Below are 14,084 nucleotides of genomic sequence, written 5' to 3' on the forward strand. Positions count from 1 at the left end.
GTGGGTCAGGGCCGGGTCGGGGGCGGGGCGGTGCTCGATCGGGTCATCAACCGGGTGCCCAGCTCCACCCGTGGGGTGTCCGGGGATTCGCCGTGGGTGAGGCGGAGCACCGTGCGGGCGGCCAGTTTGCCCATGTCGGCCAGCGGCTGGCGGACCGTCGTCAGCGGTGGGGCCGACCAGCGGACCTCCGGCAGGTCGTCGAAACCGACCACGCTCATGTCCTGCGGCACCCGCAACCCGCGCCGGCGCAGTGCCTCGACGGCGCCGAGGGCCATCCGGTCGCCGGCCGCGAACAGCGCGGTCGGCGGCTCGGGCAGGTCGAGCAGGGCGTTGCAGGCGGTGAACCCGGACTCGGGGCGAAAGTCGCCGGGGACGACGAGCGACGGGTCGGGAGCGATGCCGGCGCCTTCCAGGGCCGCGTGGTAGCCGTCCAGCCGGGCTCGGGAGCACAGCAGCCGCGGCGGCCCGGCGATCAGACCGATCCGGCGGTGCCCCAGGGACAGCAGGTGCTCGGTGGCCGCGAGGCCGCCCGACCAGTTGGCGGCGCCGATGGTGGGCACGTCCAGGGCGGGGGTGCCCGCCGGGTCGACGACCACCAGCGGCACGCCGAGGATCCGCAACTCCTCGTGGAGCGTCGGCTCCAGCGCCGAGGTGACGAGGATGACGCCGTCGGAGGCCCGGGCACGGAGGTTGCGCATCCAGTCGCGCGCGTCCCCCGACCGGCCGTGGAGGGCCGAGACGACCGTCCCCACCCCGGACGCGTGCGCGACCTCCTCCACCCCGCGGATGATCTCGACGGCCCAGGGGCTGTCGAGACGGTTGAAGACCAGGTCGATCAGGGCCGCCCGGGTGCCCGGCGGCGCGGGGCGCCTGCGGTAGCCGTGCCGGCGCAGCAGGTCCTCGACGCGGGCCCGGGTCTGGGGCGAGACGTCGGAGCGGCCGTTGACGACCCGGGACACAGTGGGCACGGACACTCCGGCCTGCCGGGCGATCTCCGTGATCGTGACCCTGCCCCCGGCGTCCGCCTCACGTGCCGGCACTGCCCCCACCTCCGTCACCCGGTGATCGCGAAACCTCCAGGAGTCTTCCGGAAGACCGGCATGCGTGGGAAGCCAGACGGGCCGGGAGTGCGGGGCGTCGCCGCCGGTGACGGCGAGTGACCGGGCCCGGACACGCGTCGGGGCCGGTGCGCGGCGTCTCCCGCGTCCGGCCCCTCATGTCTGCGGGCGGGGTCGTGTGCCCGCCCCGGCGACCTCAGGCCGCCGTCATCACCTGGCTGCCCGCCAGGGGGCGGTGCGGGGCGATGATCCTGCCGTCCGGCAGGAGCTCACCGGTGTCCTCGAAGAGCAGCACGCCGTTGCACAGCAGGCTCCAGCCCTGCTCCGGGTGGTGCGCCACGAGTCGGGCGGAGTCCCGGTCGGCGGAGTCGGCGGACGGGCACGGTGTCTGGTGCTGGCACATGGGTGGGATCTTTCGCTCTGTCGTGGTGGACGATGTGAGGGAGTTCGATGAGTCGGTCGTCGTGTCTGTTCCGCGGCTAGAAGTGTCGTTCATGGCCGCCCCCCGTTGTGATAAGTCGTCGGAACCCAGTGTTGCCCCACGGGCGTCGATCCGCAGGGATTTCGCCGCACCGCTTCTCACAGGTTCATGACGCATCACCCGCGCGGACGGTTCATCCCAACTGGACTGTCACTTCGGGTGGTTCGCAGTGGCCTGATGGGGCTAGTCCGTCGGGGTCGGTGGCCTATTCGGCTCGTACGAGCTATTCGGTGCTCGTAAGAGCGATCGAGTGGGCAGGAAAAAGCCGACCCCGTCGCCGGGAATTCGGCGGCGGGGTCGGCAGACGTATGTCCGCTGGGGTGTTTCAGGCGGGTGAGCCGAGCAGCCGTGGCGGAGTGGCCCGGTGGGTCAGCACCGGGAGGAGTTCGTCGACGCGGTGCGGGCGGTGGGCCGCGATGCCGGGAGGGGCGGGCGCCAGCGGGACGAGCAGGTCGGTGGCGGCGGGGTGGCCGGCGGCACCGTCGGCGGTGCTGTCCTCGTGCAGCCAGAGCGTCAGCATGTACAGGCTGGGCACCGACAGCAGGCGGGGCTGGTACGCCTGCGGCATGGTCTCGGCCTGGCGCAGGGCGCGCTCGGTGGAGGTGATGTACGGGCCTTCGAAGAAGTGCGAGAAGGCCCAGCCGTCGGGAGTCAGCATGGTGTCCGCCGCGGCCACGGCCCGGTCGCCGCAGCGGATCAGGAAACGCCAGCCGGCCACCCGGGTGGCGGAGACGCCCTCGGCGGTCACCCGGTCGAGGACGTGGACGGGCAGGGGGAGCTCGGGAGTGGCGGGCCCCTGGCTGCGGAGGAGGGCGGGAGTTCGGGCTTCGCGGACCGCGGTGGGAGAGGAGAGCGCAGTCAGGACGGAACGGAGTGCGGGCGCGGGAGCCGGAGGGACATGCAGCGGCATGGTGGGTCGCCTCTCATTCAAAGGCACGGTGGCGCGAGGGCGGGGGCGGACGGCGCTGTCAGCTCACGAGGGTCAGAGAGGCAGGGGCCGGGGTCGTGAACGAGAGGGGGGTGAGGTCCGCCGAACGTCGCCTCGACGGCAGGACCCGTCGACCGTGGGCGCCAACCTTCTGCCTTGTTCGCGGAGTTTATACGACACGGGTTCAGACTGTGTTTCGCCTAGCCGTTTCCGGTGAGTAGAACAAGGGTACATTCGGTCGGCGATATGCGAGAATCATCCCGATTCCGGGCGGTGGTGTGCGGCGATGACCTCGGCGAATGTCCGCGGACCGGTCGGCCCATTCTCGTCGGCGTTTTTCACGAGTTCCGGGTGCCGTGAAACCTGTCGTGCGCGTCATGCCGGGTGAATGTGCCACCGGTCACAGATGGACAGCGTAGCGGTCGGCGGGTCCGTCCGGGACGTTATCGATCGCTTTCGCTGGGCATCCTCCACCTGACCGGGAGGCCGACGGCCGATCCCGGCCGGATCATCCGAGGAGGGACACGTCGATGGGCGAGAAGGTCGTGGCAGGGCGGTTCGACCTGTCCGATCGCCAGCGCTACCGCGACAAGCTGCGTCAGTGCCTGACGGGGCTGGAGCGACTCCTGGCGGAGCAGCGGTTCGATCGCCCGAAGAACCTCATGGGGCTCGAGATCGAATTGAATCTGGCAGGCGCGGACGGCATGCCGAAAATGTTGAACGGGCAAGTCCTGGAACGGATCGCGAGTCGCGATTTCCAAACAGAACTCGCCATGTTCAACCTGGAAGTGAACATCCCCCCGCACCGATTGGGGGATCGCGTATTCGACCGCCTGGCGGAGGAACTCCGTACGTCACTGGCATATGCCGACCGGAAAGCCGGAGAGGTCGACGCGGGGGTCGTGATGATCGGCATCCTGCCGACCCTCGACCGGGACGATCTGGTGTCGTCGAACCTCTCCGACGTCGACCGCTACACGCTCCTGAACGACCAGATCGTGGCCGCGCGCGGTGAGGAGTTCACGCTCGACATCGACGGCGTCGAGCACCTCACCTGCACCTCGAAGTCGATCGCGCCCGAGGCCGCCTGCACGTCCGTGCAGCTGCACCTGCAGGTCACGCCGGGGCGGTTCGCCGACGTGTGGAACGCCGCCCAGGCGGTCGCCGCCGCGCAGATCGCCGTGGGGGCCAACTCGCCGTTCCTGTTCGGCCGGGAGCTGTGGCGCGAGTCGCGGCCCCCGCTGTTCCAGCAGTCGACCGACACCCGCCCGCCCGAGCTGCAGGCCCAGGGCGTGCGTCCGCGCACCTGGTTCGGGGAGCGCTGGGTGGAGTCGGCGTACGACCTCTTCGAGGAGAACCTGCGCTACTACCCGGCGCTGCTGCCGATCTGTGACGACGAGGACCCGCTGGAGGTGATCGACCGGGGCGGCACCCCGACGCTCGCGGAACTCGTCCTGCACAACGGCACCATCTACCGCTGGAACCGTCCGGTCTACGACGTCGCCGACGGCGTCCCGCACCTGCGCGTGGAGAACCGCGTCCTGCCCGCCGGGCCCACCGTGATCGACGTGGTCGCCAACGCCGCCTTCTACTACGGCGTCGTCCGCGCCCTCGCCGAGGAGGCCCGGCCGGTGTGGACCCGGCTGCCCTTCGAGGCGGCCGCGGCCAACTTCGACGCGGCGTGCAAGGACGGCATCGAGGCCCGCTTCACCTGGCCCCGGCGCGGCCGGTACGGCGGCACCACCGAGGTCGACGCGGTGAGCCTGGTCCGCGACGAACTGCTGCCGCTCGCCGAGGCGGGACTGGACGCCTGGGGCGTCGAGCCGGCCGACCGCGATCTGTACCTGGGCGTGATCGAGGAGCGCTGCCGGCGCCGGACGAACGGGGCGAGCTGGCAGTCCGCGACCTTCCACCAGGCACTCGACGCCGGCCTCGGCCGGGAGGAGGCCCTGGCCGCCACGACCCGGCGCTACCGCGAACTGATGCACAAGGGCGACCCGGTGCACACCTGGCCGGTGGGACTGCCGGAGCCGGTGTCGCTGGGCTGACGCGCCCGCGGGCCGGCGACCCCCTGCCGCCATACTGATCCGACAGGTCGGTGAAGTGGAGGCAGGGGTGCAGGCGGAGGCGAGCCCGGCGGACGGTTCCATTCCCCAGCAGGGGCTCTCGCGGCGGATGCTCCGCAACGAGACGCTGCTGGTCCTCGCGCTGTCGCTGGGCGCGAGCGGCGTTTCCGCGCTGATCAGCTTCATCGGGTCGGTGACCAGGCCGGGCGGGCTGAAGGACCAAGCGGCCACGATGAACGCCTCGGCCGCACCCGGCCGCCCCTGGCTCGACCTCGCCTGGCAGCTCTTCGGGATCACCACGGCCCTGGTGCCGGTCGCGCTCGTCGCGCACTTCCTGCTGCGCGAACGGGCGAGCCTGCGCACGATCGGCTTCGACCGCACCCGCCCCTGGTCCGATCTCGGGCGCGGGGCCGTGATCGCGGCGGTCATCGGCAGCACGGGCATCGCCTTCTACCTGGCGGCCCGGGGGCTCGGGTTCAACCTCACGGTCGTGCCCGAGGCGCTGCCGGAGGTGTGGTGGAAGTACCCGGTGCTGATCCTCGCCGCGATCCAGAACGCCGTACTGGAGGAAGTCATCGTCGTCGGCTACCTGCTGCGCCGTATGGGCCAGCTGGGCTGGACGCCGACGGCCGCGCTGGTGGGCAGTTCCGTCCTGCGCGGCTCCTACCACCTCTACCAGGGCATCGGCGGGTTCATCGGGAACCTGGTCATGGGCCTGGTCTTCGTCCACCTGTACCGCCGCTGGGGCCGTGTCGGCCCGCTCGTGGTGGCGCACTCGCTGCTCGACATCGGGGCGTTCGTGGGCTACGGGCTGCTGGCGGGCAAGGTGGGCTGGCTGCCGACGGCGTGAGATATCGCGGAAGGGGCGTACGACGGCGTCGTACGCCCCTTCGTCGGTCTCAGGCCAGCAGGTCGCCGTCGATGACCGTGACCGCGTGGCCGGTGAGCAGAGTGCGGTCGCCGCGCAGCTCCGTGCGGACGCGGCCCGCGCGGGACGAGGCCTGGAGGCCGGTGAGGGCCGGGCGGCCGAGGCGCTCGGACCAGAACGGGGCGAGCGCGGTGTGGGCACTGCCGGTGACGGGGTCCTCGTCGATGCCCACGTTCGGGAAGAAGCAGCGCGAGACGAAGTCGTAGCCGCGATCCGGGTCGTCGGCGCGGGCCGTGGCGATGACACCGCGCTCGGAGTGGGCGCCGAGGGTCCGCAGGTCGGGAGCGAGGGCGTGCACGGTCTTCTCGTCGGCCACCTCGACCAGCAGGTCGCCGACGAGGGGGCCGGTGTCGAGGGTCGTGAGCGGCTCGGTGCCGAGCGCTCCGGCCAGACCGGCGGGCGGGTCGACCAGGGTGAGCGGGGCCGTCGGGAAGTCCAGGGTGAGGGAGCCGTCGTCCGCCGGCGTGGCGACGAGGACGCCGCTGCGCGTGGCGAACCGCACCGGGCCCTCGTGGGCACCGGTGGCGCGCAGGACGTGGGCGGTGGCCAGGGTCGCGTGGCCGCACATGGCGACCTCGGTGGCCGGCGTGAACCAGCGCAGCGCCCAGTCGGCCGCGCCGCCCGGCGCCAGGGGGTGGGCGAAGGCCGTCTCGGCGTGATTGACCTCGCGGGCGACGTGCTGCAGCCAGGTGTCGTCCGGGAAGGCGTCCGCGCCGTCCAGGAGCAGGACACCGGCCGGGTTGCCGGAGAAGGGTCGATCGGTGAAGGCGTCGACGATTCGGATCCGCATGCCGCTGACGCTAGGGGCCCGGTGAAGCCGCGGGCCAAGGCCAATGGGCGAGTCGTGGACCGATTCCGTGGGGCCGGGTCCGAGCGTCATGGACCGATCCCGTGGCGTCCGGTCCGGCGCGCGCCGGAGGGCCGGGTCTTGCCGACCCAGCGCTACCGATATATCGTTGAAGCATCGCGACAGATCAACGATGGAATGGAGTGGTTGCCATGCGTACCCACGGATTCGAGCACGGCCACGGTCACGGCGGACCACGTCACGGTGGCCGGGGCGGTTTCGAGAGCCTGCGCGCGGCCTTCGGGCCCTTCGGTCCCGGCGGGCCCAACTGGGGAGGCCCTGGCGGCCCGGGGTTCGGCCCCGGCCCCTGGGGCGGCCGAGGGCGCGGCGGGCCGAGGGGAAGGGCGCGGCGCGGTGATGTCCGGGCCTCGATCCTGGCCCTGCTGAAGGACCGGCCGATGCACGGCTACGAGATGATCCAGGAGATCGCCGAACGCAGCGGCGGCGCGTGGAAGCCGAGCCCCGGCTCGGTGTACCCCACCCTGCAGCTGCTGGAGGACGAGGGCCTGATCATCAGTGAGTCAGAGGGCGGCAAGAAGCTGTTCTCGCTCACCGAGGCGGGCCGCGCTGCCGCCGACGAGGGCCCCGAGGCGCCCTGGGAGGAGGCCTCCCGCGGAGTCGACTGGGAAGCCCTGGGCGAGATCCGTCAGGCCGGTTTCGGCCTGATGGAGGCCTTCGGCCAGGTCTGGAAGACCGGCAGCAAGGAGCAGCGGGAGAAGGCGCTCGGCGTCATCAACGAAGCCCGCAAGAAGCTGTACCTGATCCTCGCCGACGAGGACTGAGGCCACCTCGCCGGGCCGGCCGCACCGGCCCGGCGAGGGAGGCGGCCTGATCTCCTCCGTAAGGAGGAGATTCCGGTCGGCCGTGTCCACTTCCCGTGGGAGCCGAAGATGCTTCCCTCCGGGGATGCCCCCGGCCCGCGGGACTGATGGGGTGGGGGATGTGCAATCCCGTATCCCCCGCCAGTCGGCCCCTGAGCCCGGCGTCCACCGCGCGGACAACGATGCCGGGCTCAGCGACGAGCTGGCCTCGGTGGTCGGCGGTGCCCGCCGCAGAGCGGTCAGGGACGGGGACCGCCAGGTCGACACCGCCCATCTGCTCCACTCCCTGCTGGAGTCCGACCCCGAGGCCCGTGCGGTCGTCGGTGACGGGCCGCAACTCGCGCGGCTCCTCGGCTATCTCGTGCAGCGCAGCATCGGTTACGGCCTGCGCTGGCAGAGCGGCGTCGAGGACTCCGGGACCGTCCCCGTGGTGAGCGGGAGCACGGGCTTCTCGCCGCTGGCCGCGGCCTCGATGGAATGCGCCCGCGCCCGTGCCGCCGGGCGCGGTGGACCGGCCCGGGGCACCGACCTGCTCGCGGCGATCGTCGTCGACCCGCAGGCCCGTGCGGTCGAGGTGCTCCAGCGGGCCGGGATCGACGCACGCGCCGTCCTCGCGCGGCTCGACGGCTGGGCGGGCGTCACCGAGGAGTGCGGCGAAGCCACTCACTGAGCCGGTCCGTCCGGCCGTCCAGGCAGTGAGACAGGTGCCATAGGGGATGACGCTCCTGTCATGGCCTGTCATCATGTGCCGGTGCCTACGTCTGACAGCAGCCCGAGCGGACGCGGCAGGGGGATGGGCCTCGGCCTGGCGCTCCTGTCCGCGGTCGCCTTCGGCGGATCCGGTGTCGCGGCCAAGCCGCTGATCGAAGCGGGCCTCGACCCGCTGCACGTGGTGTGGCTGAGGGTGGCCGGGGCGGCCCTGGTGATGCTGCCCCTCGCCGTGCGCCACCGCGGACTGCTGCGCCGCCGCCCCGGGCTGCTCGCCGGCTTCGGCCTGCTGGCCGTCGCGGGTGTCCAGGCCTGCTACTTCGCGGCGCTCTCCCGCATCCCGGTCGGGGTGGCCCTGCTCATCGAGTACCTGGCGCCCGCCCTGGTGCTGGGCTGGGTGAGGTTCGTGCAGCGGCGGCCCGTGACCCGTGCCGCCGCGGTCGGTGTCGTGCTCGCCGTCGGCGGCCTCGCGTGCGTCGTCGAGGTGTGGTCGGGCCTGCGCTTCGACGCCCTGGGGCTGCTGCTCGCGCTCGGCGCGGCCTGCTGCCAGGTCGGCTACTTCGTCCTGTCCGACCAGGGCAGCGACGCCGGCGACGAGGCCCCCGACCCGCTGGGTGTCATCGCCTACGGCCTGCTCGTCGGCGCCGCCGTGCTGACCGTCGTCGCCCGGCCGTGGACCATGGACTGGTCCGTGCTGAGCGGTACCGCGCGCATGGACGGCACACCCGTCAGCGCCGTGGTCCTGCTCGGCTGGATCGTCCTCGTCGCCACGGTCGTCGCCTACGTCACCGGCGTGATCTCCGTGCGCCGGCTCTCCCCGCAGGTCGCCGGGGTCGTGGCCTGTCTCGAAGCGGTCATCGCCACGGTCCTGGCCTGGGTGCTGCTCGGCGAGCACCTGTCGGCGCCGCAGCTCGCCGGCGGGGTGATCGTGCTGGTGGGCGCGTTCATCGCGCAGTCCTCGACGCCCGCGAAGTCCTCCGGGCAGCCGGTGGCGAGCGGCGGCCCGGAAAGGGAATTGTCCCGGCGCGGAACCAGCGCATAGGGTGGCGATCATGCCTTCGACCGCGCTCGTTCTTCCGCCTCCGGCCGCCTGAGGCGGGCCCTCCGGAATCCGCGCCCGGCGCTCTCGCCGGGCCGAACGGTGCTGCCCGCAGACGAAGTCCGCGGACCCCGCTGATCACGACCGATCCGGGGCCCTTCCCGAACTTCCGCGCACCCGCCGCCGCCCCCGGGCCGCGGCGTGCCGTGCGCGTCTGCGGAGAGAACACACGTGTCGAACACTGCCTCCGGCCTGCCCATCGGGCGAGGCCTCCTCTATCTGATCGTGGCCGGTGTCGCCTGGGGCACCGCGGGCGCGGCCGCCTCCCTGGTCTACCGGGCCAGCGACCTGGGGCCCGTCGCCCTCTCGTTCTGGCGCTGCGCCGCCGGTCTGGTGCTGCTGCTCGCCGCGCGCCTGGTGCGGCCGCGCACCGCGCCGGCGGTACGCGAGCCGCTGGGGCGCCGGGCGGTGCGGGCCGGGGTCACCGGCCTCGGGCTCGCGGTCTTCCAGACGGCCTACTTCGCGGCCGTCGCCGCGACGGGTCTCGCCGTCGCCACCGTCGTGACCCTGGGCGCAGGGCCGGTGCTCATCGCGCTCGGCGCGCGGCTGACCCTGGCCGAACGCCTGGGCCGGGGCGGGGCGGCCGCCGTCGTGGGCGCCCTGGCCGGGCTCGGGGTCCTGGTCCTGGGCGGCGGTGGCGCGACCGTACGGCCCACGGGAGTGCTGCTGGCGCTGCTGTCCGCGGCCGGGTACAGCGTGATGACGCTGCTGACCCGGCGGTGGGGCCGGGACGGCGCGGCCGACGCCTCCCGGACGAGCGTCGAGGCGTTCGCCGTGACGAGCCTGTGCCTGCTGCCGTTCGCCCTCGCCGAGGGGCTCGTGCCGCACACCGCCGAGCCCGTGCGGCTGCTGGTGCTGCTGGCGTACGTCGCCGCCGTGCCCACCGCCCTCGCCTACGGTCTCTACTTCGCGGGCGCCGCGGTCGTCCGGTCCGCCACCGTGTCGGTGATCATGCTGCTGGAACCGGTGAGCGCGGCGGTGCTGGCCGTCGTCCTGCTCGACGAGCGGCTGACGCTGGCGACGGTGGCCGGAACCCTGTTGCTGCTGGGGTCGGTGGCGGGACTGGCCGTGGGGGAGGCGCGGACGCCCGCGGCGCGGGTGGTGCTCGTCCGGCGTCGGCCGCGGGCCACCGCCTGGTCGCGTTCTCCGCGTCCCTAGGGGGTCACCTGCCCTGGAGGTAGTCCGGCAGTGCCGTGTCCGCGGACAGGTCGGGGTCGGGGACCGGGGTGCCGTACGTCTTGCGGACCGGCACGACTCCGGCCCAGTGGGGGAGCGCGAGGTCCTCCGGCTCGTCGTTCACGCCGCCGGTGCGGAGCTTGGCGGAGACCTCGTCGAGGTCCAGGCGGAGCACGGCCGTCGCGGCCAGCTCCTTCTTGTTGGCCGGGCGCGAGTCCGCGGAGCGGCCCTGGACGACATGGTCGACCAGGGCGTCCAGGGCCCGGCGCTTCTCCCCGGGGTCCGTGACGTCGCGGGCGACGCCGTGCACCACCACCGAGCGGTAGTTGATCGAGTGGTGGAAGGCCGAGCGGGCCAGGACCAGACCGTCGACGTGGGTGACGGTCAGGCAGACCGGCAGCCCCGGGTCGGCCTGGCCGGCCGCCCGCAGCGGGCGTGAGCCCGTCGAGCCGTGCACGTAGAGCGTCTCGCCCACCCGGGCGTACAGCGTGGGCAGCACGACGGGCGCACCGTCGCGGACGAAGCCGAGGTGGCAGACGTAGGCCTCGTCGAGTATCGCGTGCACCAGGTCCCTGTCGTACGAGGCCCGGTCGGGGGAGCGTGTGGGGACGGTGCGGTCGGTCGGCGTATAGGCGGTCTCGGACGGCGACGGCGTCCGGGCGGTCCCCTGCATGGCACTCCTCATTGCACTAGTGCATAATGTGTTTTGTGCTAGGAGAGTATCCGATCAGTGGGCGTCGTGCAGCGGACATTTCCGCGAGCGTGGAGCGGGCGGTGGGCACCGGTGAGCTGAGGCCGGGGCAACTGCTGCCGCCCATGCGGGAGTTGGCTGAGCGGCTCGGGGTGAATCCCAACACGGTCGCGGCCGCGTACCGGACCCTGCGCGAGCGCGGTGTCATCGAGACCGCCGGCCGGCGCGGCAGCCGGGTGCGCCCGGCGCCGGCCACGACCGGGCGGGACCACATCCGGGTCGACGTCCCCGAGGGCGTGCGGGACGTGGCGAACGGCAACCCGGACCCGGCTCTGCTGCCGCCGCTCGCCGGCGCGTTCGCGGCGGCCGCCGCCGAGGGCGATCGCGCGCCGGTGCTCTACGGAGCGGACCCGCTGGACCCGGAGCTGGCCCGGCTCACCCGCGCCGGATTCGACGCCGACGGGGTACCGGACGGGCCCCTCGCCGTGGTCTCCGGCGCCCTGGACGGGGTCGAGCGGGTGCTCGCGGCCCACCTCAAACCCGGCGACACCGTCGCCGTCGAGGACCCCGGCTGGGGCCGCACCCTGGATCTCGTACCGGCGCTCGGACTGCGCACCGTCCCCGTCGGCGTCGACGACGAGGGACCGCGCCCGGACGACGTGCGCCGGGCCCTGGAGGCCGGAGTGCGCGCCCTGATCGTCACCGGCCGGGCGCAGAACCCGACCGGCGCGGCGGTGAGCGGCCCGCGCGCGCGTGCCCTGCGCGCCCTGCTCCACGCGCACCCCGAGGTGCTGCTCATCGAGGACGACCACGGCCACGGCATCGTCGACGTGCCGCTCCACCCGCTGGCCGGGACCACCCGCCACTGGGCGTTCGTCCGCTCGGCAGCCAAGGCCTACGGCCCCGATCTGCGCCTGGCGCTGCTCACCGGGGACGACGTCACCGTCGACCGGGTCCGCGGCCGGCAGCGGCTCGGGCCCGGCTGGGTGAGCCGGCTGATGCAGCGGGCCCTGGTGCGGCTGTGGGCCGACGGCGCCGTCGACACGCGCGAGGTGGCGGCCGCGTACGGGCGGCGGCGGGACGCGCTGATCGGCGCGCTCGGTCTGCGAGGCATCGCGGCGCACGGGCGCAGCGGCATGAACGTGTGGGTGCCCGTGCCGGACGAGACCGGGGCGGTCGCGCGGCTGCTGCACGCCGGCTGGGCCGTCGCGCCCGGCGCCCGCTTCCGGATGAGCGCGCCGCCCGGCATCAGGGTCACCGTCTCCACGCTCACCGAGCGGGAGACCGAGGCCCTGGCCGACGCGATCGCCTCGGCCCTCGGCCCGGCCCCGCAGCGCGGCTACGTCTGAGCAACCGCCCGCGGCTTCGGCCGCACCTGCGTCAGTGCCGCCCCCGCCAGGACGATCACCGCACCGACCGGGGTCGACCAGACGAGGGACTCGCCGAGGATCGCCACGCCCGCGGCCGTGGCGATGACGGGGATGAAGTACGTGACCATCTGGGCGGTCGTCGGGCCGACCTCGTCGACCAGGCCGTACTGGAGAAGTACCGCGAGGCCGGTGCCGAGGGCGCCGAGGGCGGCGATCGCCAGCAGGGGACCGACGGAGAGGCTGCCGGGCAGGGTCGTGAACAGCGGGGTGACCACGGCCAGCTGCACCGTGGCGAGGAGCAGCTGCGCGCCGGTCATCGACAGGTGCGAGTGGCCGGTGCCCGCCAGGGTGCGGCGGACGTAGATCCAGCCGACCGGGTAGCTGAGGGACGCCAGCAGGGCCAGCGCCGTGCCCGTGGCGTCCAGGCCGTGGAAGCCCTGCCAGGCGCCCAGCACGGTCAGCACGCCCAGGAAGCCCAGCCCGAGCCCCGCCACCCGCACCCGGGTCGGGCGGTCCTCCGACAGGGCCACCAGCGACAGCGCCATGCCCCACAGCGGCGAGGTCGCGTTGCAGATGCCCGCCAGCGTGGACGGGATCGTCAGCTCCGCGTACGCGAACAGCGAGAACGGCAGGGCGTTGAGCAGGAACGCGGCGACCGTGAGATGACCCCACGTGCGTGCGCCGCGCGGCAGCCGCTCACGCCGGACCGCCATCGCCGCCGCCAGCACCGCCGTGCCGAACACCAGCCGGCCGAGCGTCACCTGGAACGGGGCGTACCCCTCGGTGCCCACCTTGATCAGCAGGAAGCTGAAACCCCAGATCAGCGACAGGGCGGCGAAGCGGAGCCGCCAGTCGAGACGGCGGCGGGACGGTGCGGGCGGGACGGAGGCGGCCCGGCCGGGCGAGATGGTGACGGTGCTCATGGAGAACACGATGCGGGACCGAACCTCGTAGCACAATCGAGAATTCGCACGCGATATTGCGTAGCATTGCTTACATGTTGAACCTGGAGCGCCTGCGCACCCTCGACGCCCTCGCCCGGCACGGCTCGGTCAGCGGTGCCGCCGAGGGCCTGCACATCACGACCTCCGCCGTCTCCCAGCAGCTGTCCAAGCTGGAGCGCGAGGTCGGTCAGCAGCTCCTCGCGAAGAACGGCCGGGGCGTGCGGCTCACCGACGCCGGCCGGCTGCTCGCCGAGCACGCGGCGCGGATCCTGTCCCAGGTCGAACTCGCCCAGTCCGATCTGGAGGCGCAGCGCGGGCAGGTCGTCGGCGAGCTCAGACTGGCGGCGTTCCCGACCGCCGCCCGCGGCCTGTTCCCGCAGGCGCTGTCCGCACTGCGCGAGCGGCACCCCGGCCTCCGGCTGCGCTCCTGCGAGCTGGAGCCGGAGCAGGGCATCGCCGGAGTGGTCCGCGGTGACCTGGACCTCGCCGTCGTGCTCGACTGGTACAACAAGCCGATGGCGCTGCCCGAAGGCCTGGTCAAGGCGTCCATTCTGGACGATCCGGCCGACGTGGCCATGCCGGTGGACCACCGGCTCGCGGGACGCGCGGAGGTGGACCTCGGCGAGTTCGCCGACGACGAGTGGATCACCTGGGGCGACGGCGAGTTCTGCCACGAGTGGCTGATGTTCACGCTCCGCTCGAAGGGCATCGAGCCCATCGTCGGCCACCGCGCGGCCGAGACCCACACCCAGCTCGGGCTGGTCGCCGCCGGCCTCGGGGTGTGCATCGCCCCGCTGCTGGGCCGCCACCCGGTGCCCGACGGGGTCGTGACGGTCCCGGTCAGCCAGCGGGTGCGGCGGCACGTGTATGTCGTCTGGCGCGCGGACGCCGACCGCCGCCCGTCGATCCGGGCCGCGGTGCAGGCACTGCGGGAGGCGGGGCAGAGCGTGGGCTGACCGCCCACCGG

Annotated in this window: 14 protein-coding genes; 8 read left to right on the plus strand and 6 right to left on the minus strand. The window is 73.3% G+C overall.

Going from position 1 to position 14,084, the window contains the following annotated elements; translation table 11 throughout:
* Window positions 1–5 precede the first annotated feature (5 nt).
* The 3 genes from ACIGAQ_RS24115 to ACIGAQ_RS24125 form a co-directional block, all read right to left on the minus strand.
* A complete protein-coding gene (locus ACIGAQ_RS24115) occupies window positions 6–1,040 on the minus strand; it encodes a LacI family DNA-binding transcriptional regulator (RefSeq protein ID WP_311682274.1) in 1,035 nt (344 codons plus the stop codon).
* Between the two features lie 214 nt (window positions 1,041–1,254).
* On the minus strand, window positions 1,255–1,461 hold the full coding sequence (locus ACIGAQ_RS24120; protein WP_311682272.1) for a DUF5999 family protein: 207 nt from the start codon (window positions 1,459–1,461) through the stop codon (window positions 1,255–1,257).
* Window positions 1,462–1,864: 403 nt separating this feature from the next.
* Window positions 1,865–2,449: a hypothetical protein gene (locus ACIGAQ_RS24125; RefSeq protein WP_399785973.1), complete on the minus strand. Its 585-nt coding sequence runs from the start codon at window positions 2,447–2,449 to the stop codon at window positions 1,865–1,867.
* 548 nt (window positions 2,450–2,997) lie between these two features.
* Here ACIGAQ_RS24125 and ACIGAQ_RS24130 point away from each other — a divergent pair.
* Together ACIGAQ_RS24130 and ACIGAQ_RS24135 are read left to right on the plus strand one after the other, a co-directional pair.
* The gene (locus ACIGAQ_RS24130; protein ID WP_311682269.1) at window positions 2,998–4,515 is read left to right on the plus strand and encodes a glutamate-cysteine ligase family protein; all 1,518 of its coding nucleotides are present in this window, start codon (window positions 2,998–3,000) and stop codon (window positions 4,513–4,515) included.
* 67 nt (window positions 4,516–4,582) lie between these two features.
* A complete protein-coding gene (locus ACIGAQ_RS24135) occupies window positions 4,583–5,383 on the plus strand; it encodes a type II CAAX endopeptidase family protein (RefSeq protein ID WP_311682268.1) in 801 nt (266 codons plus the stop codon).
* Between the two features lie 49 nt (window positions 5,384–5,432).
* Here ACIGAQ_RS24135 and ACIGAQ_RS24140 read toward each other — a convergent pair whose 3' ends face one another.
* The gene (locus tag ACIGAQ_RS24140; RefSeq protein ID WP_399785977.1) at window positions 5,433–6,251 is read right to left on the minus strand and encodes a PhzF family phenazine biosynthesis protein; all 819 of its coding nucleotides are present in this window, start codon (window positions 6,249–6,251) and stop codon (window positions 5,433–5,435) included.
* 209 nt (window positions 6,252–6,460) lie between these two features.
* Between ACIGAQ_RS24140 and ACIGAQ_RS24145 the strand changes: the two genes are divergently transcribed.
* From ACIGAQ_RS24145 to ACIGAQ_RS24160, 4 genes are all read left to right on the plus strand, one after another.
* Window positions 6,461–7,090, plus strand: a complete 630-nt coding sequence (locus ACIGAQ_RS24145; protein ID WP_362278696.1) for a PadR family transcriptional regulator — start codon at window positions 6,461–6,463, stop codon at window positions 7,088–7,090.
* A 160-nt stretch (window positions 7,091–7,250) separates the two neighbouring features.
* Window positions 7,251–7,799, plus strand: coding sequence for a Clp protease N-terminal domain-containing protein (locus ACIGAQ_RS24150; protein WP_311682264.1), 549 nt, complete (start codon window positions 7,251–7,253; stop codon window positions 7,797–7,799).
* Window positions 7,800–7,874: 75 nt separating this feature from the next.
* Window positions 7,875–8,879: an EamA family transporter gene (locus ACIGAQ_RS24155; protein WP_311682330.1), complete on the plus strand. Its 1,005-nt coding sequence runs from the start codon at window positions 7,875–7,877 to the stop codon at window positions 8,877–8,879.
* A gap of 228 nt (window positions 8,880–9,107) precedes the next feature.
* Window positions 9,108–10,094 (plus strand): DMT family transporter, encoded by a 987-nt coding sequence (locus ACIGAQ_RS24160; protein ID WP_399785981.1) that lies wholly within the window; start codon window positions 9,108–9,110, stop codon window positions 10,092–10,094.
* A 4-nt stretch (window positions 10,095–10,098) separates the two neighbouring features.
* Here ACIGAQ_RS24160 and ACIGAQ_RS24165 read toward each other — a convergent pair whose 3' ends face one another.
* On the minus strand, window positions 10,099–10,785 hold the full coding sequence (locus ACIGAQ_RS24165; protein ID WP_362278699.1) for a pyridoxamine 5'-phosphate oxidase family protein: 687 nt from the start codon (window positions 10,783–10,785) through the stop codon (window positions 10,099–10,101).
* Between the two features lie 35 nt (window positions 10,786–10,820).
* On the opposite strand from ACIGAQ_RS24165, the gene ACIGAQ_RS24170 reads away from it, so the two are divergent.
* The gene (locus ACIGAQ_RS24170) at window positions 10,821–12,152 is read left to right on the plus strand and encodes an aminotransferase class I/II-fold pyridoxal phosphate-dependent enzyme (protein WP_311682260.1); all 1,332 of its coding nucleotides are present in this window, start codon (window positions 10,821–10,823) and stop codon (window positions 12,150–12,152) included.
* Here the strand turns inward: ACIGAQ_RS24170 and ACIGAQ_RS24175 are convergent.
* Entirely contained in the window at window positions 12,143–13,096 is a 954-nt protein-coding gene (locus ACIGAQ_RS24175) for a DMT family transporter (protein ID WP_399785986.1), read from the minus strand. The genes ACIGAQ_RS24170 and ACIGAQ_RS24175 overlap by 10 nt on opposite strands.
* A gap of 74 nt (window positions 13,097–13,170) precedes the next feature.
* Here ACIGAQ_RS24175 and ACIGAQ_RS24180 point away from each other — a divergent pair, with 74 nt between their 5' ends.
* The gene (locus ACIGAQ_RS24180; protein ID WP_311682258.1) at window positions 13,171–14,073 is read left to right on the plus strand and encodes a LysR family transcriptional regulator; all 903 of its coding nucleotides are present in this window, start codon (window positions 13,171–13,173) and stop codon (window positions 14,071–14,073) included.
* The last annotated feature ends 11 nt before the right edge of the window (window positions 14,074–14,084 follow it).

Origin of the sequence: Streptomyces sp. NPDC085932 (genome assembly GCF_044540525.1) — a bacterium.
Classification (GTDB): domain Bacteria; phylum Actinomycetota; class Actinomycetes; order Streptomycetales; family Streptomycetaceae; genus Streptomyces; species Streptomyces levis.